Source organism: Mesorhizobium sp. M8A.F.Ca.ET.165.01.1.1 (assembly GCF_004792065.1).
Lineage (GTDB): Bacteria > Pseudomonadota > Alphaproteobacteria > Rhizobiales > Rhizobiaceae > Mesorhizobium.
In genome coordinates this window covers 328,816-348,198 of sequence record NZ_SRTH01000006.1, presented here as the reverse complement: position 1 = coordinate 348,198, position 19,383 = coordinate 328,816, and the positions used below count along the sequence as shown (strand labels likewise).

Here is a 19,383-nt window from a genome sequence, read left to right as displayed (position 1 = left end):
ATCTTGGCCGACACGCCGTAGACACGCGCCGCATGGGCTTTGGAGAAAGCGCCTTCTATCACCGACAGCGCCATCTCCTCTCGACGCAGCGGTGTGAGACGGGCATTCTTATGGATGTTCATTCGGATCCTCCGATGGATGCTGAAGCGTGGTAACTCCAGTCTCCTCGGTCCGGTCCGAATGGACAACCTCCCGAAAGCTCACAGCTAGCCGATCATGTGCCCGGGGAGCATCCAGTTCGAAAGCTTGCTCTAAGCGGCTTGGTGACTTGGCCGAGGTCACCCAGGTGGAAATGACCAACACTTGGGGTAAGCCTAGTGGCGCTCCCCTCGATGATGTCTGGCGGGGTGGTTAGCCGCCTCCGTGGGACAAGATCAGTCTACACGAATGGGCTATAGCCTCTCCTCGCCTGCCTCACTGGCCGTCCTTCAGAGCCGGCCACACGAGCTTTTGTCTTTCAGCAGGGCGTTTTTCTCGCCAGCTACAGAGCCACACCGACGCCATTAATGAGCGTCCAGTCGACGGGTTGGATGGCCCTGTCCATCTTGCCCAGCACCTTGGCTTAGCATTTGCCGGTGCGGCGGAAGCCTTCAAGACGCAGTTCTTGACCTTCTCCAGATCAGCCTCGGATGGATATCGGCAAGGGTTCAGCTCGTCCTTTTGAACTTGCGCATCTTCGTGTTGGCCAACCCCAGGCCGCCCGACATATTTGCGGTCTATCCGGCACCTCAACTTCGAACAACCTTGCGGCAAGCTCTTGGGATAGCCCACGCTCGTGCCTCCACCACCCGCTCAGCAGAGCCAGATTTGTCGTTGATGGCACGGAACTTGCGGAGTCATTCGCAGATGCGTCACGGACCGAGAGTGTCGTCCCATGAATTCGATCACCAAAAAGGCCGCCCGACGTTGCTGGGACCGCCTGCAATTACCTTATCCCAGAATTGGGAGCAACGGCTTCAAAAGGGATAACTCATCACCTCAATTTTGTCGATCGCGCGGCCATCGAACCGCAGCCATCGATCAGACTTCCGCCTCGTTGCACTCATTGCGACCGCCTTGGTGCTTGCGACAACCGCTCAATTCTGGCTGCCAGGATAACCACATATGGCGACGGAACTTCCTGCTTCAAAGCAATATAGAGATCGTCGATCATCCCCCCATCAAGGCCTCGATCGAGGACACCGCGTTCGGCTTGCTTGGTTCGCAGTGAACAGACCGCACTTCGACGAATGCGATCGATGCGACCGCGCCGAGAACTCTCCCGCATTGTCGACGGTTGGGTCCGTCGGCCCTCCGATGAGGCCTCGGATGCGTCGGGCGCCGAGGCCTCGACTGATGCCGACTGGCCGCCGCCGGAAGGTCTCGCGGCTTTGATCCCCGGCGATGTAGCCACCCCTGCTGCAACAGCTCCTAGCCGGAGAACTCATTCATGACCGAATCGGCGACAGATTTAGTGGACGCGGCTTTGTTCGACCGAGATCGGCTTGACCCAGAAAGTCCCTATCAACGTTCTGGCCCTGCATGGGGTGCCATCATTTCGCTTTCCTTCGGCACCTTCGGGCTTGTGACGGCAGAGTTTCTGCCCGCCAGCGTTCTGACACCGCTCGCGCATGATCTCCGTATCACCACGGGCACGGCTGGACAGGCGCTAACAGCGACCGCAATCGTCGCGGCGATCTCGGCACCGATAATCGCCATCGTGACAAAGCGTCTGGACCGCAGGGTCGTCATCTGGGCGATGACGCTCCTGCTGATCCTGTCGAACGTTCTGGCAGAGGTTGCGGGGTCGCTGCCGGTTTTGCTGGCGGCACGCGTCGTCCTTGGCATATCGCTTGGTGGTTTTTGGTCTATTTCGGCAGCGTTGGCGATGCGGCTGGTTCCAAGTCACCTCATGCCGCGCGCCATGTCGATCATCCTCACCGGCGTTTCTGTCGCCTCCGTCTGCGCGGCTCCAATCGGCGCTTATGTCGGTGACATTTGGGGATGGCGAGCCTCGTTCAAGGTCGCCGCAATCGTGAGTGCCGTTGCGCTGCTCGTGCAACTCGTAACCATTCCGCCACTGCCTCCGATCGAAGTGCGCAGATTCCGCAGTCCGCTGGATGTCGCGAAGAATCCGGCGATGAAGGTTGCGGTGCTAGTCGTGCTATTGGTCGCTTCCGGCCATTTTGCCAGCTTCGCCTACATCCGCGCCTTTCTCGAGAGCGTTCCTGCGCTCGAAAAGAAGTCAATCCCGCTCGTGTTCCTTGCTTTTGGCACGGCCGGCGTCTTCGGCAATTTAGCCGGCGCATTCCTCACCAAACACAGTCTCAAGGCGGTCGCGGCCCTGCCGCCCCTGCTCATTGCCGTAGCCGCTGTCTCGCTCCTGACTATGGGAGCATCGGCCTTGACCTCGGCAATTGCAGTTGCCGTATGGGGCTTTGCTTTTGGCGCGGTCCCGGTCGGATTGCAGACATGGATGGTGCTACGCGCCGCTCCGAAACAGGCCGAGAGCGCTGGTGTACTGATGGTCATAACCTTCCAAGTGGCCATCGCAGCCGGCACAACTTTCGGTGGCCTATTGGTGGATCACACGGGTATTGCCAGTGTCTTTGTCTACAGCGCGGTTGCCACGTTCCTCGCTGTCTTGACAGTATTTTTGCTCGGCCCGAACCGCAAAACCTGACCGCCTGGTGGGGAGTGACGGTCGGCGGCGTTCACGCTATTGCCACCTCTGAGCTCGGCCCAAAGGCCGCGGCTTCGTCGTAACCATGCGGTCGATGGGGCAGCGCCAAATTGCTTCCTGCTCATCGCGTTGCGATAATACAGCGCGCTTATTGCGTCATCGTGTCCCCGGTCTCGGCTTCAATGCCCGGCTACTGGCTGCGGAGGCAGATGGGCGCCGGCGTCCCACCGACGACGATCGGTCTTTTCTCATGTAGCTGTCGGGGAAACGAGGCAGGTTTTCCGCCAGAACCCGCCAGTCGTCGCGCTCGCGTTCGCCTTCCTTGCGCGCACCGAACAACTGGATGATGATCTTGCCGTCGGACCCATATGCTTCGAGCGAGGTGACGTGACTGTCATTGGTCGGCTTGCGCACGGCCCAAACCTCACGGATTTGGTGGGTCCTGAGATGCAGCCGGAACGTTTCGTCCAGCACATGGATGCACGGCCCGATCTGCTTGACCGACTTGATTAAGCCGGAATGGGTCTGGATAGAACCTCGGTTGCCGACGAAGCACATGATCGGCAATTCGTCTTCGGCCGCACGCTGGAGCACGGCGCCAACTGCGGCATTGTCGAGCAGCCAAGCGTAATCCTGGCCGACCATGCGCAAAGCCTGGCAGCGGCTGAGCTTGAGCGTCTTTAGAAGGTTGACGTCAGTCAGCCGGCTCCAGTGCTCGCGTAGGTCGTCCACCGTGCCGGCCCAGTCCGCAGTCCTCGCGCCCAGGTCGGCTACTCTCGCCTTAAGCGACATGGTCGGCTCCTGGTTGGCGGATACGAGCTCGGCCACCAGCTTTCGATAGGCATGAAGGTTGGAGACCGGCCTGAGATGCACCTTATGCACTGCTGCGCCGGTGGCGTCGAAGAATTGCAAACTGCGCTGGATTCCGCCGCGATGGCGCCTTTCAACAGCGAAACCATACCTCCAAGCTTGCGGGAAGACGCGAAGGTCGAATTCGTCACCAAGGACCATGGCGTGATTGTTGCCGGTTATCACTCTGTTGAAGACGCCAATCTTTTCGTGCACGGCACCTTGATTGCGGGTCAGCGCCGTCACTTCGCCCACGAATTCGAGGCCCGTCAGAACGTGATTGACGCGCGGGTCGATGCGTGCCGCGCCGAAACCGCAATGGGCCGCGACCAGTTCCGCTTCCGAAATGGCCAATTGGGCTGCGAAATCACGCGCGGGAATGTTCGGACAGACTTCCCACGCACGCCGGATTTCGTTGGGCGACCGCTTCTTGCGCTGATCCATGTTTTTACCCCTGCCCCGTTCTTCTTTTGACGATCGATCGAAAAACGGGCCTCAGGGGTGTGCACGGCGGACGCGATCGATCGTCAGGCACATGCCAGTCGAATCCTGTCTCCGGGCGGTCAGCGGCCAATCGCCGGTAGAGAGCGATTGTTGGGTGGTCGGCGCCAATCGGCCGATCGAGCATTCGGGTACCACCGGCGGTGCTGCTTTCCCACTCAAGGCGGGTCTGATGGATCATATTGCTCTCCTTCGTTCTTCGATTGCGAGGGCAACCCAAAGGTGAATCGGCCGGCAATTTTGCCGCCGCAACGAAGGCTTCACAAAAATCGTGCCAGTTGCTCCGCGGCAAGCTCTGAACATCTTTGGCTCTGTTCATTGCTTTACGCGTGAGTGCATCGCGAACTCAGGCGCCCTTCCTGTGACGCGGACGCGACAAATCCGACAGTAAGTGTCGGTTGTCGGACGTCTCCCCAGCAATCGAGCATAAGAGACGTCGGGATGTCCTACGGTTTTTGACACGTCTTCCCTTTGGCACGGTCCATGCGAGATGATCCGCGAAAACGTCGGACCGAGGAGAAATCGAGCCATGATTACGCTCACCGACAACGCTGTTGCCGCCATCAAGGCCGCTCTTTACCGCGCCAGCGAGCCGGCGGAAGGATTTCGCATCATGGTCCATGCCGGCGGCTGCGCCGGCTTCCAATACTCAATGGGCCTGGAGAGCGTCTCACGTGAGGGCGATGCGATCATCGAGCGAGATGGGCTCAAGGTGTTCATGGATAGAGGCTCCCAACCCCATGCAGCCGGCATGACCGTGGACTTCGTCACTGGGCTCGAAACATCCGGCTTTGTTTTCGATAACCCCAATGCGCGTGAGACGTGCGGCTGCGGCAAGTCCTGCAAATGATTGCGAGGGAACAGGCTATGTTCGACTATAGCGACGCCAAGGAATACTGCGTCGAACCGGCACCGCCGGCGCTCTGGAACCGGCCGACACGCACTGTCGGCCCGGAACAATTGCGTTCGGTGATGCGCCAAATCGCGATCATCGATCGTTGCCGTGGGCAAGCAAACAAAATTGCCCGAAACAGCTGAATTCCCGGCAGATGCCGCCACCAAAGGGCAATGTCGACAGCGACCGGTCAGCCAAGCCATCGCTCGCCCGGCCGCCCACCTTACCAGATACGATATGCGCCAGAGGTTCAATGGCCCGCCTACCCTTGAATCATTTCAGCAGTTGAAGGATCACTCCCATGAACCCTGTCTATCTCGACAACAACGCAACGACGCGGGTTGATCCTGCAGTCGTTGGAGCGATGTTGCCTTTCTTTACGGAGCAATTTGGCAATCATTCGTCCATGCACGCCTATGGCGCATCGGTTGCTGAAGCCGTGAGAAAGGCGAGGCAACAGTTGCAAGCCCTCATCGGCGCGGGATTCGAGGACGAGATCATCTTCACCTCGGGCGGGACTGAAAGCGACAGTACAGCCATCCTTTCGGCGCTGGAGGTGATGCCCGACCGAACGGAAATAGTGACTTCCGCGGTTGAACATCCGGCCGTTCTGAAGTTGTGCGCGCACCTTGAAAAGACGCGCGGCGTCAAGGTGCACATTATCCCAGTCGATCACCACGGCCGGCTCGACCTGGACGCCTACAGAACCGCTCTCACTCCACAAGTGGCAATCGTCTCGATAATGTGGGCGAACAATGAGACCGGTACGATCTTTCCCGTGGTTAAGCTTGCCGATCTAGCCAGGGAAGTCGGCGCGCTTTTCCACACTGATGCAGTGCAGGCGGTCGGAAGGCTTCCGATTGAGCTGAAATCGACCGCGATCGACATGCTGTCGCTCTCCGCCCACAAGCTGCATGGTCCAAAGGGGATAGGCGCGCTTTATGTAAGACGTGGCGTGCGCTTCTCCTCCATGATCAAGGGTGGGCACCAAGAGCGCGACCGGCGTGCAGGCACTGAAAACACACCCGGCATAGTCGGACTGGGCATGGCGGCCGAACTCGCCTTGAAATTCATGGACGAGACAAAACGAATAAAATGGTTGCGCGACCGCCTTGAGAACGGGATCATCCAGCGCATCCCAAACACATCCATCAACGGCGATCCGCAAGAGCGATTGCCAAACACTGCAAACATTGGATTCGAAGGTATCGAAGGCGATGCAATTCCAATTGTCCTGAGCCGGCTGGGAATCGCCTGTTCCGCCGGGTCCGCCTGTGCCTCTGGCTCACTGGAACCGAGCCATGTTCTGATCGCTATGAACGCGGCATGTGGGGCAGTCCGCTTCTCCTTGTCGCGTGACAACGGCGAAGATGACGTAGACCGCGTGCTTGAGGTCCTGCCTGCGATCACCGAGAAGCTACGGGCCGTTCCCAGTGCTGGACTGTGCGGGCGAGGTGCAGAACAGCTTCATTCCGGCCCGGGTCCGAGCGGCACAATAGCCGACGAGCCGTGAGGTCTTCCTCAACGTGACGACCCTGCGCAATGGAGAGCAGTCAAACTCGGGGTCGCCTTCACCACTTCAGAAAAGCTTGAGATCGCCAAGTCTCTTGCCCAGCCGCCGTGCCAGAGGTCGGCACGCCGTCAGCAATGTCACCAATGCATCGACACCACAATTACGCGCCGGGAGAATACAATGAACTGCTCCGCTGATAGCCGCCCGATCGATCGCACCGATATCCTAGCGCGACTGAAGGGCCTGTCGGCCGCGGAGGACTTCTTCGCCTGCCTTGGCGTCTCCTACGACCCGAAAGTGATGAATGTCTCGCGGCTCCATATCATGAAGCGCGTGGGCCAATACCTTGCCGAAGAAGATTTCTCCGGTCTGCCTAACCAGGTAATCGCCGCGCGGGTGCGCGCCAAGCTGGAACGCGCCTACGAAGATTTCGCGACTTCCTCGCCGCTCACGCAACGTGTGTTCAAGGTGCTAAGGGACCACGATCCAAACATATGTCCCGCACCTGGCCGCGCCTTCGTCCCGCTCGACTCTGCACTGAAGCGGTTCGGAAAGTAATGAGCCCGACACGGCTGCGACGCGACAATGTCGAGAAGTCGACAAATCCAGTCCTCATGACGCCTCCTCGGAAGCAAACGAAGCCACCTTCTGGAATAGAGGCAGGAAGACGACTTGGCATGAACGATGCAGGCAATGAGGCGAACCGCCAAGCACGAATCCGGACTGGGAGCTTAGAGAAACCGCCAATGCATATCGTAATCTGCATCAAGCAGGTGCCGGATTCGGCACAGATCCGCGTGCACCCGGTGACGAACACGATCATGCGTCAGGGTGTTCCGACCATCATCAATCCTTACGACCTGTTCGCCCTCGAAGAAGCGCTCAAACTGCGCGACGTTCATGGTGGCGAGGTTACTGTGCTCACAATGGGTCCGCCCATGGCGGAGGACTCGCTGCGAAAGGCGCTCGGTTACGGTGCTGACCGAGCAGTTCTCTTGACGGACCGCTATTTTGCCGGATCCGATACGCTGGCGACTTCCTTTGCTCTTTCGCAAGCAATCGCAAAAATTGGGGAGACTTTCGGCAGGCCGGACATCGTCTTCACCGGCAAGCAGACGATTGACGGCGATACCGCCCAGGTCGGACCGGGCATAGCCAAGCGCCTAGATTTATCGCAACTTACCTATGTCGCGAAGATTGCCTCCATCGATCTCGATACGCGAGAGATCGAAGTCGCGCGTCGCGCCGAAGGCGGCACCCAGTTGCTGAAGAGCAGACTCCCTTGCCTCATTACCATGCTGGAAGACACCAACGAAATCCGCCGGGGCTCGCTCCAGCAGGCTCTGTGTGCGGCGCGCAGGCAAGTCGTGAAGTGGACTGCAGCCGACGCCGGCATTGACGATCTCACCCGGTGCGGTCTGCGTGGCTCGCCTACAGTCGTCAAGCGTGTTTTCGCCCCCACCGCACGGGCAGAAAGGGCGGCGCAGATCGACACCGCGGAAAGGGGCTTGCAGGACATAGCCGATGAACTCATCGCCGATATCTTAACCCGCCGGCCGGCGCTGGAACATGAGCTGGCCTTCAACAGCGGCACGTGACGGCCAGGAGCAGAAAATGTCGACCGCAAGCCAAACCACCCCTCGCATTGCCCCCGGCCGTGCCGGTGTAAAGAAAGAACTTCCCGACCATTTCAAAGACTACCGGCACGTGTGGGTCTTCCTCGAGCTCGAACGCGGCAATGTGCATCCTGTATCATTCGAACTGCTGGGCGAAGGCCGCAAATTGGCCGACAAGCTTGAAGTCCAGCTCGCGGGCGTCGTGCTGGGACCGCCGGGCGAGATGGTCGAGGACGCTGTTGCCGAGGCCTTCGCTTACGGGGCGGATCTTGTCTACATCGTCGATGCGCCGCCGCTCGCCGACTACCGGAACGAGCCGTTCGCCAAGGCGCTCACGGATCTGGTCAATACCCATAAACCCGAAATCCTCCTTCTCGGCGCGACCACACTGGGCAGGGATCTTGCAGGCTCGGTAGCGACGACCCTGCAGACGGGGCTCACGGCCGACTGCACCGAACTTGATGTAGATTCCGACGGTTCACTCGCCGCGACCCGTCCGACTTTTGGTGGCTCATTGTTGTGTACGATCTATACACTAAATTACCGGCCGCAAATGGCGACGGTGCGACCAAGGGTCATGCCTATGCCGCAACGGGTGGATAAGCCGGTCGGGCGTGTCATGCGGCACAAGCTGTCGCTCGTTGAGGACGATATCGTCACCAAAGTCCTCGGCTTCCTACCGGATAACCAGTCGGCAATGGCAAATCTTGCCTATGCGGATGTCGTGGTTGCGGGAGGCCTCGGTCTCGGAGCGGCGGAGAACCTTCAGCTTGTGAAGAATCTTGCCCGAGCGATCGGCGCCGAGCATGGCTGTTCGCGCCCCTTGGTCCAGAAGGGCTGGATGCCGGCTGATCGACAGATTGGACAAACTGGCAAGACCATTCGACCGAAGCTTTACATCGCGGCCGGAATTTCCGGCGCCATCCAGCACCGAGTTGGGGTCGAGGGGGCCGATCTCATCGTCGCGATCAACACCGATCCGAACGCGCCGATTTTCGAGTTCGCCCACCTCGGGATCGTCACGGATGCAATCCGCTTCCTGCCCGCACTGACGGAAGCCTTCACCCGGCGGCTGTCGCCGCACAGTCGAGACAAGCTTGCGAGTTGAGGGAGAGGACATGATTGAACAATTCGATGCCATAGTGGTCGGAGCCGGCATGTCTGGAAACGCAGCTGCTTACACTTTGGCAAGCCAGGGGCTGAAGGTACTGCAGTTGGAGCGCGGGGAATATCCGGGCTCTAAGAACGTCCAGGGTGCCATAATGTACGCGAACATGCTGGAGAAGATCATCCCGGACTTCCGGGATGATGCGCCCCTCGAGCGGCACCTGGTCGAACAGCGACTTTGGGTGTTGGACGACACGTCTCACACCGGAATTCATTACCGGTCGGACGACTTCAATGAGGCGAAACCCAACCGCTACACGATCATTCGCGCCCAGTTCGACAAATGGTTTTCCCGCAAGGTGCGCGAGGCTGGCGCGACGGTCCTGTGTGAGACGACCGCGACGGAACTCGTCCGTGATGGCAATGGCAAGGTGATCGGCGTCCGCACAGACCGGGCTGGCGGAGTGGTCTTCGCGAATGTGGTCGTTCTCGCAGAAGGGGTGTCGGGATTGCTTGGCACTCGCGCAGGCCTGCGCGAGATGCCGAAGCCGGAGACCGTGGCGCTTGCCGTCAAGGAAATGCATTTCTTGCCCGAAGAGGTCATTGGCCAGCGGTTCGGGGTCAAGGGCGATGAAGGCTGCGTAATCGAGGCCGTGGGCACGATCTCTCGCAGCATGGCCGGGCTCGGCTTCCTTTACACCAACAAGGAGTCGATATCACTCGGCATCGGCTGCCTGGTCTCGGATTTCGCCGCGACGATGGAGAGCCCGTCCGCCCTCCTGGATGCGATGAAAAACCATCCTTCGATCCGGCCGCTGATCGCTGGCTCGGAGGTGAAAGAATATGCCGCCCATCTTATCCCCGAAGGTGGTTACAAGGCCATTCCGCAGCTCTTCGGCGACGGTTGGGTCATCGTCGGCGACGCAGCGCAACTGAACAATGCCATTCACCGTGAGGGTTCGAACCTTGCCATGACCTCGGGTCGTGTCGCGGCTGAGGCGATCATCAAAGTCAAAAGCCGCAACGGTCCTATGACCAAAGCGAACCTTGCGCTCTACAAGACGATGCTGGATGACTCCTTTGTGATCAAGGATCTTAAGAAATACAAGGACATGCCAGCCTTGCTCCACACCAATTCCAGCAACTTTTTTGACAGCTATCCGCGGCTGATGTCGCATGCCGCTCAGAACTTCATGCGTGTCGACGGCACGCCGAAGATCGAGAAGGAAAAGAACACCACGGCCGCCTTCATCAACGCGCGCTCGCGCTGGGGGTTGGTCAGCGACGCGGTCCGCCTGGCATTGGCATGGCGCTGAAGAGGGTACAAGATGACGATCGCAGTGACGAAGGTTCGTGTCGAGGACAAACTTTACCAGAACCGCTATCTGGTCGATTCCGGCCGCCCCCATATTATAGTGCGACCGCACGACAAGCCAAGCGCGAACTTGCTTGCGTTGACCTACGTCTGTCCGGCGAAATGCTATGAGTTGAATGACAAGGGTCAAGTCGAGATCACCGCCGACGGCTGCATGGAATGCGGCACCTGCCGGATATTGTGCGAGAAAGGCGGCGACATCGAGTGGAACTATCCGCGCGGCGGCTTTGGTGTCCTGTTCAAGTTCGGATGATCAGCCGGGACCGTGCCAAGAGCATGCCGGCAGCGAGCAACTGCGGCACACCATGAGCCTCTCCATCCACTTGCAAAGAGCTAGTGAATATTGGCCTTTCGCAATTCAAATTTCCTTGACTCGTTAGCGGTGTCCTCAGGCCACGGCGCTGCCCTGTGCGCCGGACTTACCACCGGTCACGTGGTCGAGCCCCTTTGGGACAACGCCCGGCCATCGTGCCGGATGGCAGCCACAACGGCCGGTGAGCAAGTGGAACGGCACAACCCATGGCAAAGACGTATGTGCTAGTGCATGGTGCCTGGCATGGCGGATGGTGTTGGCGGGACGTGGCTGCCAATCTTCGCAAGATGGGATGCCACGTGACCACGCCGACCAGGTGTCGGCGAACGCGCACGTTTGCTGTGCAAGGACATCACGCCCGACACATTCGTGACCGACATCGTCAACCACATTGTGACGGAAGAGCTGAGCGATGTGATCCTTGTCGGTCACAGTCTAGGCGGCATCAGCATCACCGGCGCCGCCGACCGGATACCCGACCATATCAGCCATCTCGTTTATCTCGACAGCGCCATCGTCGAGAGCGGTCAAAGTGTATTCAGCACCATGCCCCCCGACATCGTCGCGGCCCGTCGAAAATTGGTTGCGGAGGAAGGACGGGGTATCTTCATGCCGACTCCGCCGCCAACAGCATTCGGCATTCCCGAGGGACACTCGCTCACGGACTGGGTGCGGCGCCGGATAACACCGCATCCGGCAGGCACCTACGAAAGCGGACTTAAGCTCGAGCACCCGCTCGGCAACGGCAGACCCCGAACCTATGTCGTCTGCACTAATCCACTCCACCCGCCGATGGCGGGAGCGCGAGAATGGGTCGCGAAGCAGGATGGCTGGGCGTGGCAGGAACTCGCCACTGGCCACGACGCAATGATCCTCGCGCCGACGGAAGTTGCTCTCCTTCTTAGCGCAGTCGGCTGAGGAACCAAGTAGGGTGAGCGGCGGCCGATTCTCAGGCCGTGGCCTTGAGCTCTGGTGCACGGATAGGCCCAACGGGTCGTTCCGGTGGCGCCACCGAAACCACTAGGCGGGAGTGGCCTGTCCTGCCGACGTCGCAAGCTTGCGAGCGTTCCGCCGCGGCCGCAGCCCGTAGCGCCGGGCAACCTCCGAGATCACCGCGTCGGCTCCAGGGTCTCGGAATGACTCCGTGCCTTGTCGTCCATCGACCAATGCCGCCGACCAACAGCGCCGTTGATCACCCTCGAAAACGCCGAGGCTGCCGCTCAGGGTCAATCGTAAGTTCAAGTTCAGACACAAGCCGATCTCCGATCCACCTCAGAATCGGCAGGCCCACAGATCGCGGGTCCTCCTGGAAGGACACAGCGCTTACCCTTGAAATATGGAGAACCATGGCTTTGCGCCGTCGGCAGTTGAGCTGATCTCGCAATGCTATTTCCCCGGCAACGTCCGAGCCGGAGAACTGCGTGCTTGGCGTTCTCCTCTGGAAGGAACCAATCTTTCGGAACGTGGCAATGTCATCGACGAGCTCTCACGGGCCAGCACGATGCCGGTTCGGCGCATCGGCGCCCCCTGAACACGAGATAGCCACTTGCGATTCTAACGATACGGCCGGACGGGGGCTGAGACCGCGGCGGACGGAGCGTGACGGCTGATCGACACAATGGAGAAGGCCGGCTGGGTTCAGGCTAATGCGGCTCGAATTCTCGGCCTCAAGCTGCGACAAGTCGGCTAGGCGATACGCCGGCATAGTATCGAGGTGAAGGAAATTCTAAGAGCCTGATGAGCCAATCGTCAGGCCAGTGGTCTTGCGCGCCCTGTGCGCGACAAGGAGTGCTTCGTGCTTCTGAACGGATTTGGACTTGCACTGTCGCAAGCAGGACAAAATTGTGTCGCGCCGGCCTGACACAATGCGATATCGACCCGAATAGTGAACTGAAGCCGCTTTTTTCAGTTGGTATGGCTCTTGCACCTTGAACCGCGACGTTACCAGCAACGGAGCCGTTTGATGTCCTCACCGACAGTTTCGATTGAGGGGCCGACTAGCACGACATCCGAGGGTTTTCTGGCAGCCGCGAAATCCGGTGGCTGCGCATCGTCCTCCTACGGCTCGTCGCCGACCAGCCCGGGCGAAGGGGATCCGGCTATTTGGGAAAGGATCAAGGATCACCCCTGCTTTTCGGAGGAAGCGCATCATTATTTCGCGCGTATGCATGTGGCGGTCGCGCCGGCTTGCAATGTCCAGTGCAACTATTGCAATCGCAAATACGATTGCGCCAACGAGAGCCGGCCTGGTGTTGTGTCTGAGAAGTTGACGCCCGACCAAGCGCTACGCAAGGTCATCGCCGTTGCCAACAAAGTTCCGCAGCTTTCGGTTCTTGGCATCGCTGGGCCGGGGGATGCCTGTTACGATTGGGAGAAAACGAAGGCAACGCTCGACCGCGTCATCAGGGAAATCCCCGACATAAAGCTGTGCGTCTCCACTAATGGGCTCGTGCTGCCGGACCATGTCGCCGAGCTTGCCGAAATGAATGTTGATCACGTGACGGTCACCATCAACATGGTCGACCCGGAAGTCGGCGCGAAGATCTATCCATGGATCTTTTATGAAAATCGCCGCTACTTCGGCATCGAAGCCGCTCGAATCTTGCACGCGCGGCAGATGCTGGGCCTGGAGATGCTGAGCGCGCGCGGCATCCTCACCAAAATCAACTCGGTGATGATTCCTGGAGTGAACGACCAGCACCTGTTTGAGGTGAACAAAATGGTCAGGGAGCGGGGCGCGTTTCTGCACAACGTGATGCCTCTGATTTCGGACCCGGCGCACGGTACCCACTACGGACTCATCGGGCAGCGCGGCCCAACGGCAATGGAGATGATGGCTCTTCAGGATCGACTTGAAGGTGGCGCCAAGTTGATGCGCCACTGCCGGCAGTGCCGGGCAGATGCTGTCGGCCTGCTCGGTGAAGATCGTGGCCAGGAATTCACGCTGGACGGGATTCCCGACGATGTCGCCTACGATGCTGGCAAGCGTCAGGCCTATCGGCAGGTGGTCGCACACGAGCGCCGTGATCATGAGGCGGCGAGGAGCGAGGCCATCGGTATGGTCAAGGCAACAGACTCCGAAAAGTCGCTTCTGGTTGCGGTGGCCACTAAGGGAGGTGGACGGGTCAACGAACACTTCGGCCACGCGAAGGAATTCCAGGTTTATGAAGTCTCGCCTAGAGGGATCAGCTTGGTCGGGCATCGGAAGGTCGAGCGGTATTGCCTCGGAGGCGGGGGCGAAGACGCCATCCTCGAGGGCGTCATCGCAGCGCTCGAAGGCATACACATAGTGCTATGCGCCAAGATCGGAAATCGCCCGAAGGAACAACTCTCGCGAGCTGGACTGCGCGTAACCGACGCCTATGGCCATGACTACATCGAGACCGCAGTCAGCGCACTTTACGCGGCAGAGTTTGGGATCAGACCACTAGCGGCGACGGCCTGAGCCGTCTCGTCCGATAACCAGGAGTTAGAATGGCTTTAAAGATCATCGCATCCCAATGTACCCAATGCGGGGCCTGCGAGTTCGAATGTCCTTCGGAAGCGATCAAGTTCAAGGGCGACGCCTATGTGATCGATCCAAACAAGTGCACCGAATGCAAGGAGGCCTTCGATACGCAGCAATGCGTGTCGGTCTGTCCGGTACCGAAAACCTGCGTTCCCGCTTGATTCCTACCGAAACGGTCGGGTTCGCCGCACGACGACGCCTGCAACCCGCGACCACAACAAAAGCCTCGAGAAAGGAATGGACAGCATGTGGTCCAGACGCGAACAGGAGGTCGAAATCGGCAGACCGCCACGGTTCATGCAGGGTGAGCGGGTCCGTGCGATACGCCACATAAAAAACGACGGCACCTATCCCGGCAAGGAGATCGGCGAAAACCTCGTGCGGAAGGGCGACGAAGGCTACGTGCGCGACATTGGAACCTTTCTCCAGCAATTCTTCATCTATGCGGTCGAATGGATCGATCGTGGCACGGTCGTCGGCATGCGAGCGCGCGAACTCATTAGCCTCGACAAAGTCGAGGTTCCCTGCGGAGCTGAAGGCATTTCCAACGGGGGAACAGCCGGATGAAAGTAATGATTCGCAGGACCGCTACTGGCTTGTCGGCTTATGTCCCCAAGAAGGATCTCGAAGAGCCGATCACCGAGATTGAGAACGCTGACTTATGGGGCGGGACCGTGACGCTCAGGAACGGTTGGCGGCTCATGCTGCCCCACCTTCCGCGCGACACGCGTTTGCCGATCACCGTCGAGGCGATGAAGATTTCCGACGGGGCCTGATGCCGGTGGGTTCAGTGGCGGAGAGGAAACGCGTATGAACACGATGCTGAGCTGGGACCATCTCGTCGTCGTCCGGGGCAGTTTTGCCAAAAAACTGATTGACCTGCTGAACGGCGCTCTCAAGGCCGATCGAGTGATCCCCTATCTCGGTCCTGGTCTTCTGCAGCTTAACCCACCGGAATCACCTGTACCTTGCACCCCTGAAGATGTCGCCGCGGCCCTCAACAAGCGGGCGCCTGCCCCTTCCAGGATTCGCACCAATATGTGGTCGGTCGCGCAGTTTATCGAGCAGCGCCGACATCGTCGGACTCTCCAAGCGTGGATGGCGGAGATATTCGCAGCCCCCGCCGAGCCGACCGTTCTTCACGCCTGGCTCGCAACCCTTCAACTGTCTGTCATCATCGACAGCTGGTACGATGGCGCCATGCGAGCAGCCCTTGCAGAGGCCGGCCAAACAGACGTTGTCGAGATACAAGGAACGACGCGCGCGACCGGAATCGGTAACATCTGGACGAGAACTTACGATTTGTCAGGAACAGAACTCGAGGCCGAACAAGTGGCTAGGACGGTGCTCTATGCGCCGCACGGCAGCGTCAGGCCGGCGGCAAACTTCCTCGTGGCTGATTCCGATTACGTCGAAGTCCTAACCGAAATTGATATCCAGACGCCGATCCCGGACGCGGTGAAGCAACGGCGCGTCAACCGGGGTTTTTTCTTCGTGGGCTGCCGCTTCAACGATCAGATGCTGCGCACATATGCCAGACAGCTGATGAAGCGCTCCACTGGCCCACATTTTGCGGTGATCGATTCGGCTACGCTGACCAGAAACGAACGTCGTTTCCTTGCCGAAGGCGCAATCACGGTCATCGACATGCCGATCCGCAACGCCGCGGCTCGCCTCGTCGGGGTCGATGCTAGCCAGGATTAATGGCCGGCGATTGCTGGTGAGTCGCTGCTTGCCTCCAAGGGCGAAAACTCAGTTGGGAATACATTCGTGAGTAGTAATGCTAGTGGCAGCACAACGTAGGCTCTGAATTCGTTGGGCGATGTGAAAGGGTCCGCTGCTGCGGGACGTGAGCACGTTGCGGCGGCATTACGCACATGATCTTGTGACCCCCGTGGCAAAAGAACTGAAGCGCCCGAGTCGCGACAACATATGCAGCGCTCAATGGCTTCGACAAAAATTCGGCACAGTTTCGACAGTTCGCATGCACCTCCAGGGTCAACGAGGTTGATTATGCCTGTTTATGTGGGTCGGCCACGCGAGCAGGAATTCCCACTACCTTTGCCCCGGCGGGAACATCTCGTGTGACCACGCAGCCAGCGCCTACCACTGCATTATCACCAATCGTGACGCCAGGCAGAATGATTGCTCCACCGCCGATCCAGACACGGCTGCCAATGTGAACAGGACGCCCGACCTGCAGGCCGGCCTGCCGCTGCTCGGCATCATGTGGATGATCGGCGGTATAAATCTGCACAGCAGGCCCAATTGCCGTTCCTTGCCCGATTTTGACCTCTACCACGTCAAGAATAACGCAGTTGAAGTTGATGTAGGCATTGGCTCCAATGCGGATATTGAATCCGTAGTCGCAAAAAAAGGGCGGACGGATGACCGTTCCGCGCCCAACCTCTCCCAGCCGCTCGGACAAAAGCTCATGCCAATGCCCCGTGGTCTGCCCCAGCGTATCATTGTACCGCTTGAGCCAAGCCCCGGTGGCCAACAGGTCAGCTTGGATCTCCGGATCCGCCGCATTGTAAAACTCGCCTGCGAGCATCTTTTCTTTTTGGCTACGCATCATAGTCTCCCGTCAGGTCGTGTCCCGTACAGTGATGCAGGAACGCACATCAAACTGCCTCGGCAACTTTGTAACTCGGTCTTGCCGGGCGCGCGGTCGGTCACGAGCCGGGGCGACAGTTTCGTCTCGACCAACTTCCGCGAATTTGGATATCGCAGATCAACCGGTCGCAGGGGCCAATACCTGACGAGGTCGGCAACTGTCCAGCGGTCGAACTCACTTTCATGCCCATCTCAGATTGCGTGATATCGAGCGGTAAGCCATCAGCTAATGTATCGACCAGGTCCCGCCAGCGGAGATCTGCGCGTCGCCTCTACGCATGCTGGCGTGTCACCAATAATACATCGATTATTTCTGGATCCAGGCACGTCGAATTGATTTGCCTTGCGGTGTAGAGCGAAGTTACTAGCCATAGGATTACTCCTTTTTAGTTTGTCAGTCGCAGAGCCCCAGTATGACTACGTGGTAGAAAGCACACGGCCGGAATCTTGGCAGCGCTGTTCACACCCACTTCGTAAGCCTGGCCGATGGGCTCGCCAGAGCACCAATGCTTGACCTGCTCCAGCTCTTGCTCGGCGGGTTGTTTCAGAGACGCTTGATCTCGATACCGCGTTTTCTCAGCACGTAGCCGATCTGGCGCGGGGTCAAACCGAGCAGGCGCGCCGCCTTTGCCTGCACCCAGCCACACTTTTCCATGGCAGCAATGACCGTATCGGCATCGGGCACCCTACCACGACTCGTGGCAGGGCCTATCGGCGCTTGCCCGTCGCCGACGGGCGGGGCGGCACAGGCGGCGGAAGGCTGGATCGTAGTCGACTTCTCTGACGTCGGCGGTCCGTTCTTCCACAGCGCCGCGGCCAAGCACTGATCCGCGTAACAGGCAAAGTCAGTTCTGAGGATTGATGGACCCGTCGCCAGAACTGCCGTCCGTTGAACGCAGTTTTCGAGCTCTCGGATGTTGCCTGGAAATTCGCAGTTCATTAGCACCTCAATCGCTTCGGGAGCGAAGGTCAGCGTGTGATCATTCTCAGTATTGAAATTCTTGAGAAACTGAGCGGCCAAGAGCGGAATATCACCTCGCCTTTCGCGCAATGCCGGCACGCGTAAAGTGACGACGTTGATGCGATAATAGAGGTCTTGCCGGAACTCCTTGCGTTGAACTGCCGTTTCCAAGTCCCTGTTCGTTGCGGCAATCACGCGAACATCAACTTTAATGGTGTGGTTGCTGCCGACGCGCTCAAACTCCTGCTCCTGCAGGACACGCAGCAGCTTAGCCTGGAACGAACCTGATATTTCGCCAATCTCGTCCAGAAACAATGTGCCTTTGTCGGCAGCCTCAAAGCGCCCCTTGCGCAAACTGCTCGCGTCGGTGAAGGCACCCTTCTCATGACCGAACAAGTCAGATTCCAGAAGCGTCTCGGTGAGCGCCGCGCAATTGACCTTGATGAAGGGCTGCTTGGCGCGAGGCGAGAGCTCGTGAATGGCTTTGGCAACCAGCTCCTTACCGGTTCCGGATTCACCTCGCAACAGGACCGTAGTCTTCGCCTTGGCCACCTTGACAAGGTGCTCACGCAGCTTGCGCAGCGCCTGACTATCGCCAAGCATCTCCTTGCTGATCTTTTTACGTTCCATTTGGCAGCCCATCCCACTCCGCCACCCGCCGGTAGAACTGCACTGGACGGTGAGCTGTGTTGTATTTCGTCATCATCATTCTCGATCTCACCTTTGTTGCTTCGAAATTTTCGGCGCGCGGACGCCCTCGGCAAATGGCAATGGCGCCTGAGCATCGTTGCCTTTCACCAGGACGAGCGTCTTCCTCCGCGCGGGCGCTCGCAATATGCGGTTTGCGCAGGCCTTTACTCGACCGGTCGCTGTTCTGTCCGGCTTCTGCCGCACCGCAGCCTGCAAACTCATCCTTGACAAGAAAGGAGGGGAGTCAACCGAGCTCTCCTTGCATTTATGCAAGGAAAATTGTCAGTTTGATAGAATTCTATCAAAACGGCAGAAACGCCCCGCCCCAGTTTGGCTGTACCTGCGGCGTTCAGCGTACGTGACGACATGTGCGGACTTGTCCCAATTGCCATCCGAGTTGTGCGGAACAGTAGCTGCTGCGCTGTTCGCTTCAACCGCGTGAGGCCGGAGACAGTAGAGACGGCGGCTCGTCGAGCGAGGTTTCATTGTTCGGCTACTAAACCGGCTGTCCTTTGGTGGGAGTTGGTTTCGCCCAAGTTCTGGGCCTGGGGGCGTCTAGCCCGTTTCGCCGCACAGGCTCCTTCCACATCGTCGAGGCCGAGAAGGAGGGACCCCACAGCTCTCCCTGTATCACAATGCCCCGCCCCTCAAGCAGCTAGATACGACAGGTGACCTCAAATGAGGCGTCTTGCATGGCTTCTACACCTGCCTGAATGCCAGAACTGCGTTCGTACCGCCCATGGCGAAGGCGTTGCTCATGGCGACGCGCACCTTGCG

At 59.0% G+C, this 19,383-nt stretch carries 18 protein-coding genes and 2 pseudogenes; 16 read left to right on the top strand and 4 right to left on the bottom strand.

Going from position 1 to position 19,383, the window contains the following annotated elements; translation table 11 throughout:
- A partial coding sequence (locus EN808_RS19520; protein WP_245474027.1) for a leucine zipper domain-containing protein occupies window positions 1-122 on the bottom strand: 122 nt, incomplete at its 3' end.
- Between the two features lie 1,307 nt (window positions 123-1,429).
- On the opposite strand from EN808_RS19520, the gene EN808_RS19515 reads away from it, so the two are divergent.
- Entirely contained in the window at window positions 1,430-2,662 is a 1,233-nt protein-coding gene (locus EN808_RS19515) for an MFS transporter (RefSeq protein ID WP_126063819.1), read from the top strand.
- A gap of 261 nt (window positions 2,663-2,923) precedes the next feature.
- Here EN808_RS19515 and EN808_RS19510 read toward each other — a convergent pair.
- Window positions 2,924-3,955, bottom strand: a pseudogene (locus tag EN808_RS19510) (ChuX/HutX family heme-like substrate-binding protein); the annotation flags it as partial.
- Between the two features lie 586 nt (window positions 3,956-4,541).
- Between EN808_RS19510 and EN808_RS19505 the strand changes: the two are divergent.
- The 15 genes from EN808_RS19505 (at window position 4,542) to EN808_RS19440 (ending at window position 16,043) form a co-directional block, all read left to right on the top strand.
- Complete coding sequence (locus EN808_RS19505; protein ID WP_029356570.1) at window positions 4,542-4,862, top strand: iron-sulfur cluster assembly accessory protein; 321 nt, start codon at window positions 4,542-4,544, stop codon at window positions 4,860-4,862.
- Window positions 4,863-4,879: 17 nt separating this feature from the next.
- On the top strand, window positions 4,880-5,050 hold the full coding sequence (locus tag EN808_RS36780; RefSeq protein WP_165349961.1) for a hypothetical protein: 171 nt from the start codon (window positions 4,880-4,882) through the stop codon (window positions 5,048-5,050).
- 158 nt (window positions 5,051-5,208) lie between these two features.
- The gene (gene nifS, locus EN808_RS19500) at window positions 5,209-6,420 is read left to right on the top strand and encodes a cysteine desulfurase NifS (protein WP_126063817.1); all 1,212 of its coding nucleotides are present in this window, start codon (window positions 5,209-5,211) and stop codon (window positions 6,418-6,420) included.
- A gap of 180 nt (window positions 6,421-6,600) precedes the next feature.
- Entirely contained in the window at window positions 6,601-6,978 is a 378-nt protein-coding gene (nifW, locus tag EN808_RS19495) for a nitrogenase stabilizing/protective protein NifW (RefSeq protein WP_024505239.1), read from the top strand.
- 188 nt (window positions 6,979-7,166) lie between these two features.
- Complete coding sequence (locus tag EN808_RS19490; protein WP_126063816.1) at window positions 7,167-8,018, top strand: electron transfer flavoprotein subunit beta/FixA family protein; 852 nt, start codon at window positions 7,167-7,169, stop codon at window positions 8,016-8,018.
- A 16-nt stretch (window positions 8,019-8,034) separates the two neighbouring features.
- The gene (locus tag EN808_RS19485) at window positions 8,035-9,144 is read left to right on the top strand and encodes an electron transfer flavoprotein subunit alpha/FixB family protein (RefSeq protein ID WP_126063815.1); all 1,110 of its coding nucleotides are present in this window, start codon (window positions 8,035-8,037) and stop codon (window positions 9,142-9,144) included.
- Window positions 9,145-9,154: 10 nt separating this feature from the next.
- Complete coding sequence (locus EN808_RS19480) at window positions 9,155-10,459, top strand: FAD-binding protein (RefSeq protein ID WP_126080604.1); 1,305 nt, start codon at window positions 9,155-9,157, stop codon at window positions 10,457-10,459.
- Window positions 10,460-10,471: 12 nt separating this feature from the next.
- Window positions 10,472-10,771, top strand: a complete 300-nt coding sequence (locus tag EN808_RS19475) for a ferredoxin family protein (protein WP_024505235.1) — start codon at window positions 10,472-10,474, stop codon at window positions 10,769-10,771.
- A gap of 396 nt (window positions 10,772-11,167) precedes the next feature.
- Window positions 11,168-11,749, top strand: a complete 582-nt coding sequence (locus EN808_RS19470; protein ID WP_287152319.1) for an alpha/beta fold hydrolase — start codon at window positions 11,168-11,170, stop codon at window positions 11,747-11,749.
- Between the two features lie 700 nt (window positions 11,750-12,449).
- Window positions 12,450-12,521 carry a helix-turn-helix domain-containing protein gene (locus EN808_RS36775; RefSeq protein WP_245467364.1) on the top strand — a complete coding sequence of 24 codons (72 nt, stop codon included), beginning with the start codon at window positions 12,450-12,452 and terminating at the stop codon, window positions 12,519-12,521.
- A gap of 273 nt (window positions 12,522-12,794) precedes the next feature.
- Window positions 12,795-14,276 (top strand): nitrogenase cofactor biosynthesis protein NifB, encoded by a 1,482-nt coding sequence (nifB, locus tag EN808_RS19460; protein WP_024505233.1) that lies wholly within the window; start codon window positions 12,795-12,797, stop codon window positions 14,274-14,276.
- Window positions 14,277-14,305: 29 nt separating this feature from the next.
- Window positions 14,306-14,500 carry a 4Fe-4S binding protein gene (locus EN808_RS19455; protein ID WP_024505232.1) on the top strand — a complete coding sequence of 65 codons (195 nt, stop codon included), beginning with the start codon at window positions 14,306-14,308 and terminating at the stop codon, window positions 14,498-14,500.
- An 85-nt stretch (window positions 14,501-14,585) separates the two neighbouring features.
- The gene (locus EN808_RS19450; RefSeq protein WP_024505231.1) at window positions 14,586-14,906 is read left to right on the top strand and encodes a nitrogen fixation protein NifZ; all 321 of its coding nucleotides are present in this window, start codon (window positions 14,586-14,588) and stop codon (window positions 14,904-14,906) included.
- Window positions 14,903-15,115 carry a putative nitrogen fixation protein NifT gene (nifT, locus tag EN808_RS19445; protein ID WP_135916646.1) on the top strand — a complete coding sequence of 71 codons (213 nt, stop codon included), beginning with the start codon at window positions 14,903-14,905 and terminating at the stop codon, window positions 15,113-15,115. Before EN808_RS19450 ends, nifT begins: the two co-directional genes overlap by 4 nt.
- 34 nt (window positions 15,116-15,149) lie before the next feature.
- The gene (locus EN808_RS19440; RefSeq protein WP_024505229.1) at window positions 15,150-16,043 is read left to right on the top strand and encodes an SIR2 family protein; all 894 of its coding nucleotides are present in this window, start codon (window positions 15,150-15,152) and stop codon (window positions 16,041-16,043) included.
- A gap of 307 nt (window positions 16,044-16,350) precedes the next feature.
- Here EN808_RS19440 and EN808_RS19435 read toward each other — a convergent pair whose 3' ends face one another.
- Complete coding sequence (locus EN808_RS19435; protein ID WP_024505228.1) at window positions 16,351-16,917, bottom strand: sugar O-acetyltransferase; 567 nt, start codon at window positions 16,915-16,917, stop codon at window positions 16,351-16,353.
- A gap of 582 nt (window positions 16,918-17,499) precedes the next feature.
- Window positions 17,500-18,543 (bottom strand): annotated as a pseudogene (gene nifA / locus EN808_RS19430) (nif-specific transcriptional activator NifA); the annotation flags it as partial.
- Window positions 18,544-19,383 lie beyond the last annotated feature (840 nt).

Bases quoted from the DNA above. Each gene is read 5' to 3' on its own strand.
- EN808_RS19515 (WP_126063819.1), top strand. From the start codon at position 1,430: ATGACCGAATCGGCGACAGATTTAGTGGACGCGGCTTTGTTCGACCGA.
- EN808_RS19505 (WP_029356570.1), top strand. From the start codon at position 4,542: ATGATTACGCTCACCGACAACGCTGTTGCCGCCATCAAGGCCGCTCTT.
- EN808_RS36780 (WP_165349961.1), top strand. From the start codon at position 4,880: ATGTTCGACTATAGCGACGCCAAGGAATACTGCGTCGAACCGGCACCG.
- nifS (WP_126063817.1), top strand. From the start codon at position 5,209: ATGAACCCTGTCTATCTCGACAACAACGCAACGACGCGGGTTGATCCT.
- nifW (WP_024505239.1), top strand. From the start codon at position 6,601: ATGAACTGCTCCGCTGATAGCCGCCCGATCGATCGCACCGATATCCTA.
- EN808_RS19490 (WP_126063816.1), top strand. From the start codon at position 7,167: ATGCATATCGTAATCTGCATCAAGCAGGTGCCGGATTCGGCACAGATC.
- EN808_RS19485 (WP_126063815.1), top strand. From the start codon at position 8,035: ATGTCGACCGCAAGCCAAACCACCCCTCGCATTGCCCCCGGCCGTGCC.
- EN808_RS19480 (WP_126080604.1), top strand. From the start codon at position 9,155: ATGATTGAACAATTCGATGCCATAGTGGTCGGAGCCGGCATGTCTGGA.
- EN808_RS19475 (WP_024505235.1), top strand. From the start codon at position 10,472: ATGACGATCGCAGTGACGAAGGTTCGTGTCGAGGACAAACTTTACCAG.
- nifB (WP_024505233.1), top strand. From the start codon at position 12,795: ATGTCCTCACCGACAGTTTCGATTGAGGGGCCGACTAGCACGACATCC.
- EN808_RS19455 (WP_024505232.1), top strand. From the start codon at position 14,306: ATGGCTTTAAAGATCATCGCATCCCAATGTACCCAATGCGGGGCCTGC.
- EN808_RS19450 (WP_024505231.1), top strand. From the start codon at position 14,586: ATGTGGTCCAGACGCGAACAGGAGGTCGAAATCGGCAGACCGCCACGG.
- nifT (WP_135916646.1), top strand. From the start codon at position 14,903: ATGAAAGTAATGATTCGCAGGACCGCTACTGGCTTGTCGGCTTATGTC.
- EN808_RS19440 (WP_024505229.1), top strand. From the start codon at position 15,150: ATGAACACGATGCTGAGCTGGGACCATCTCGTCGTCGTCCGGGGCAGT.
- EN808_RS19435 (WP_024505228.1), bottom strand. From the start codon at position 16,917: ATGATGCGTAGCCAAAAAGAAAAGATGCTCGCAGGCGAGTTTTACAAT.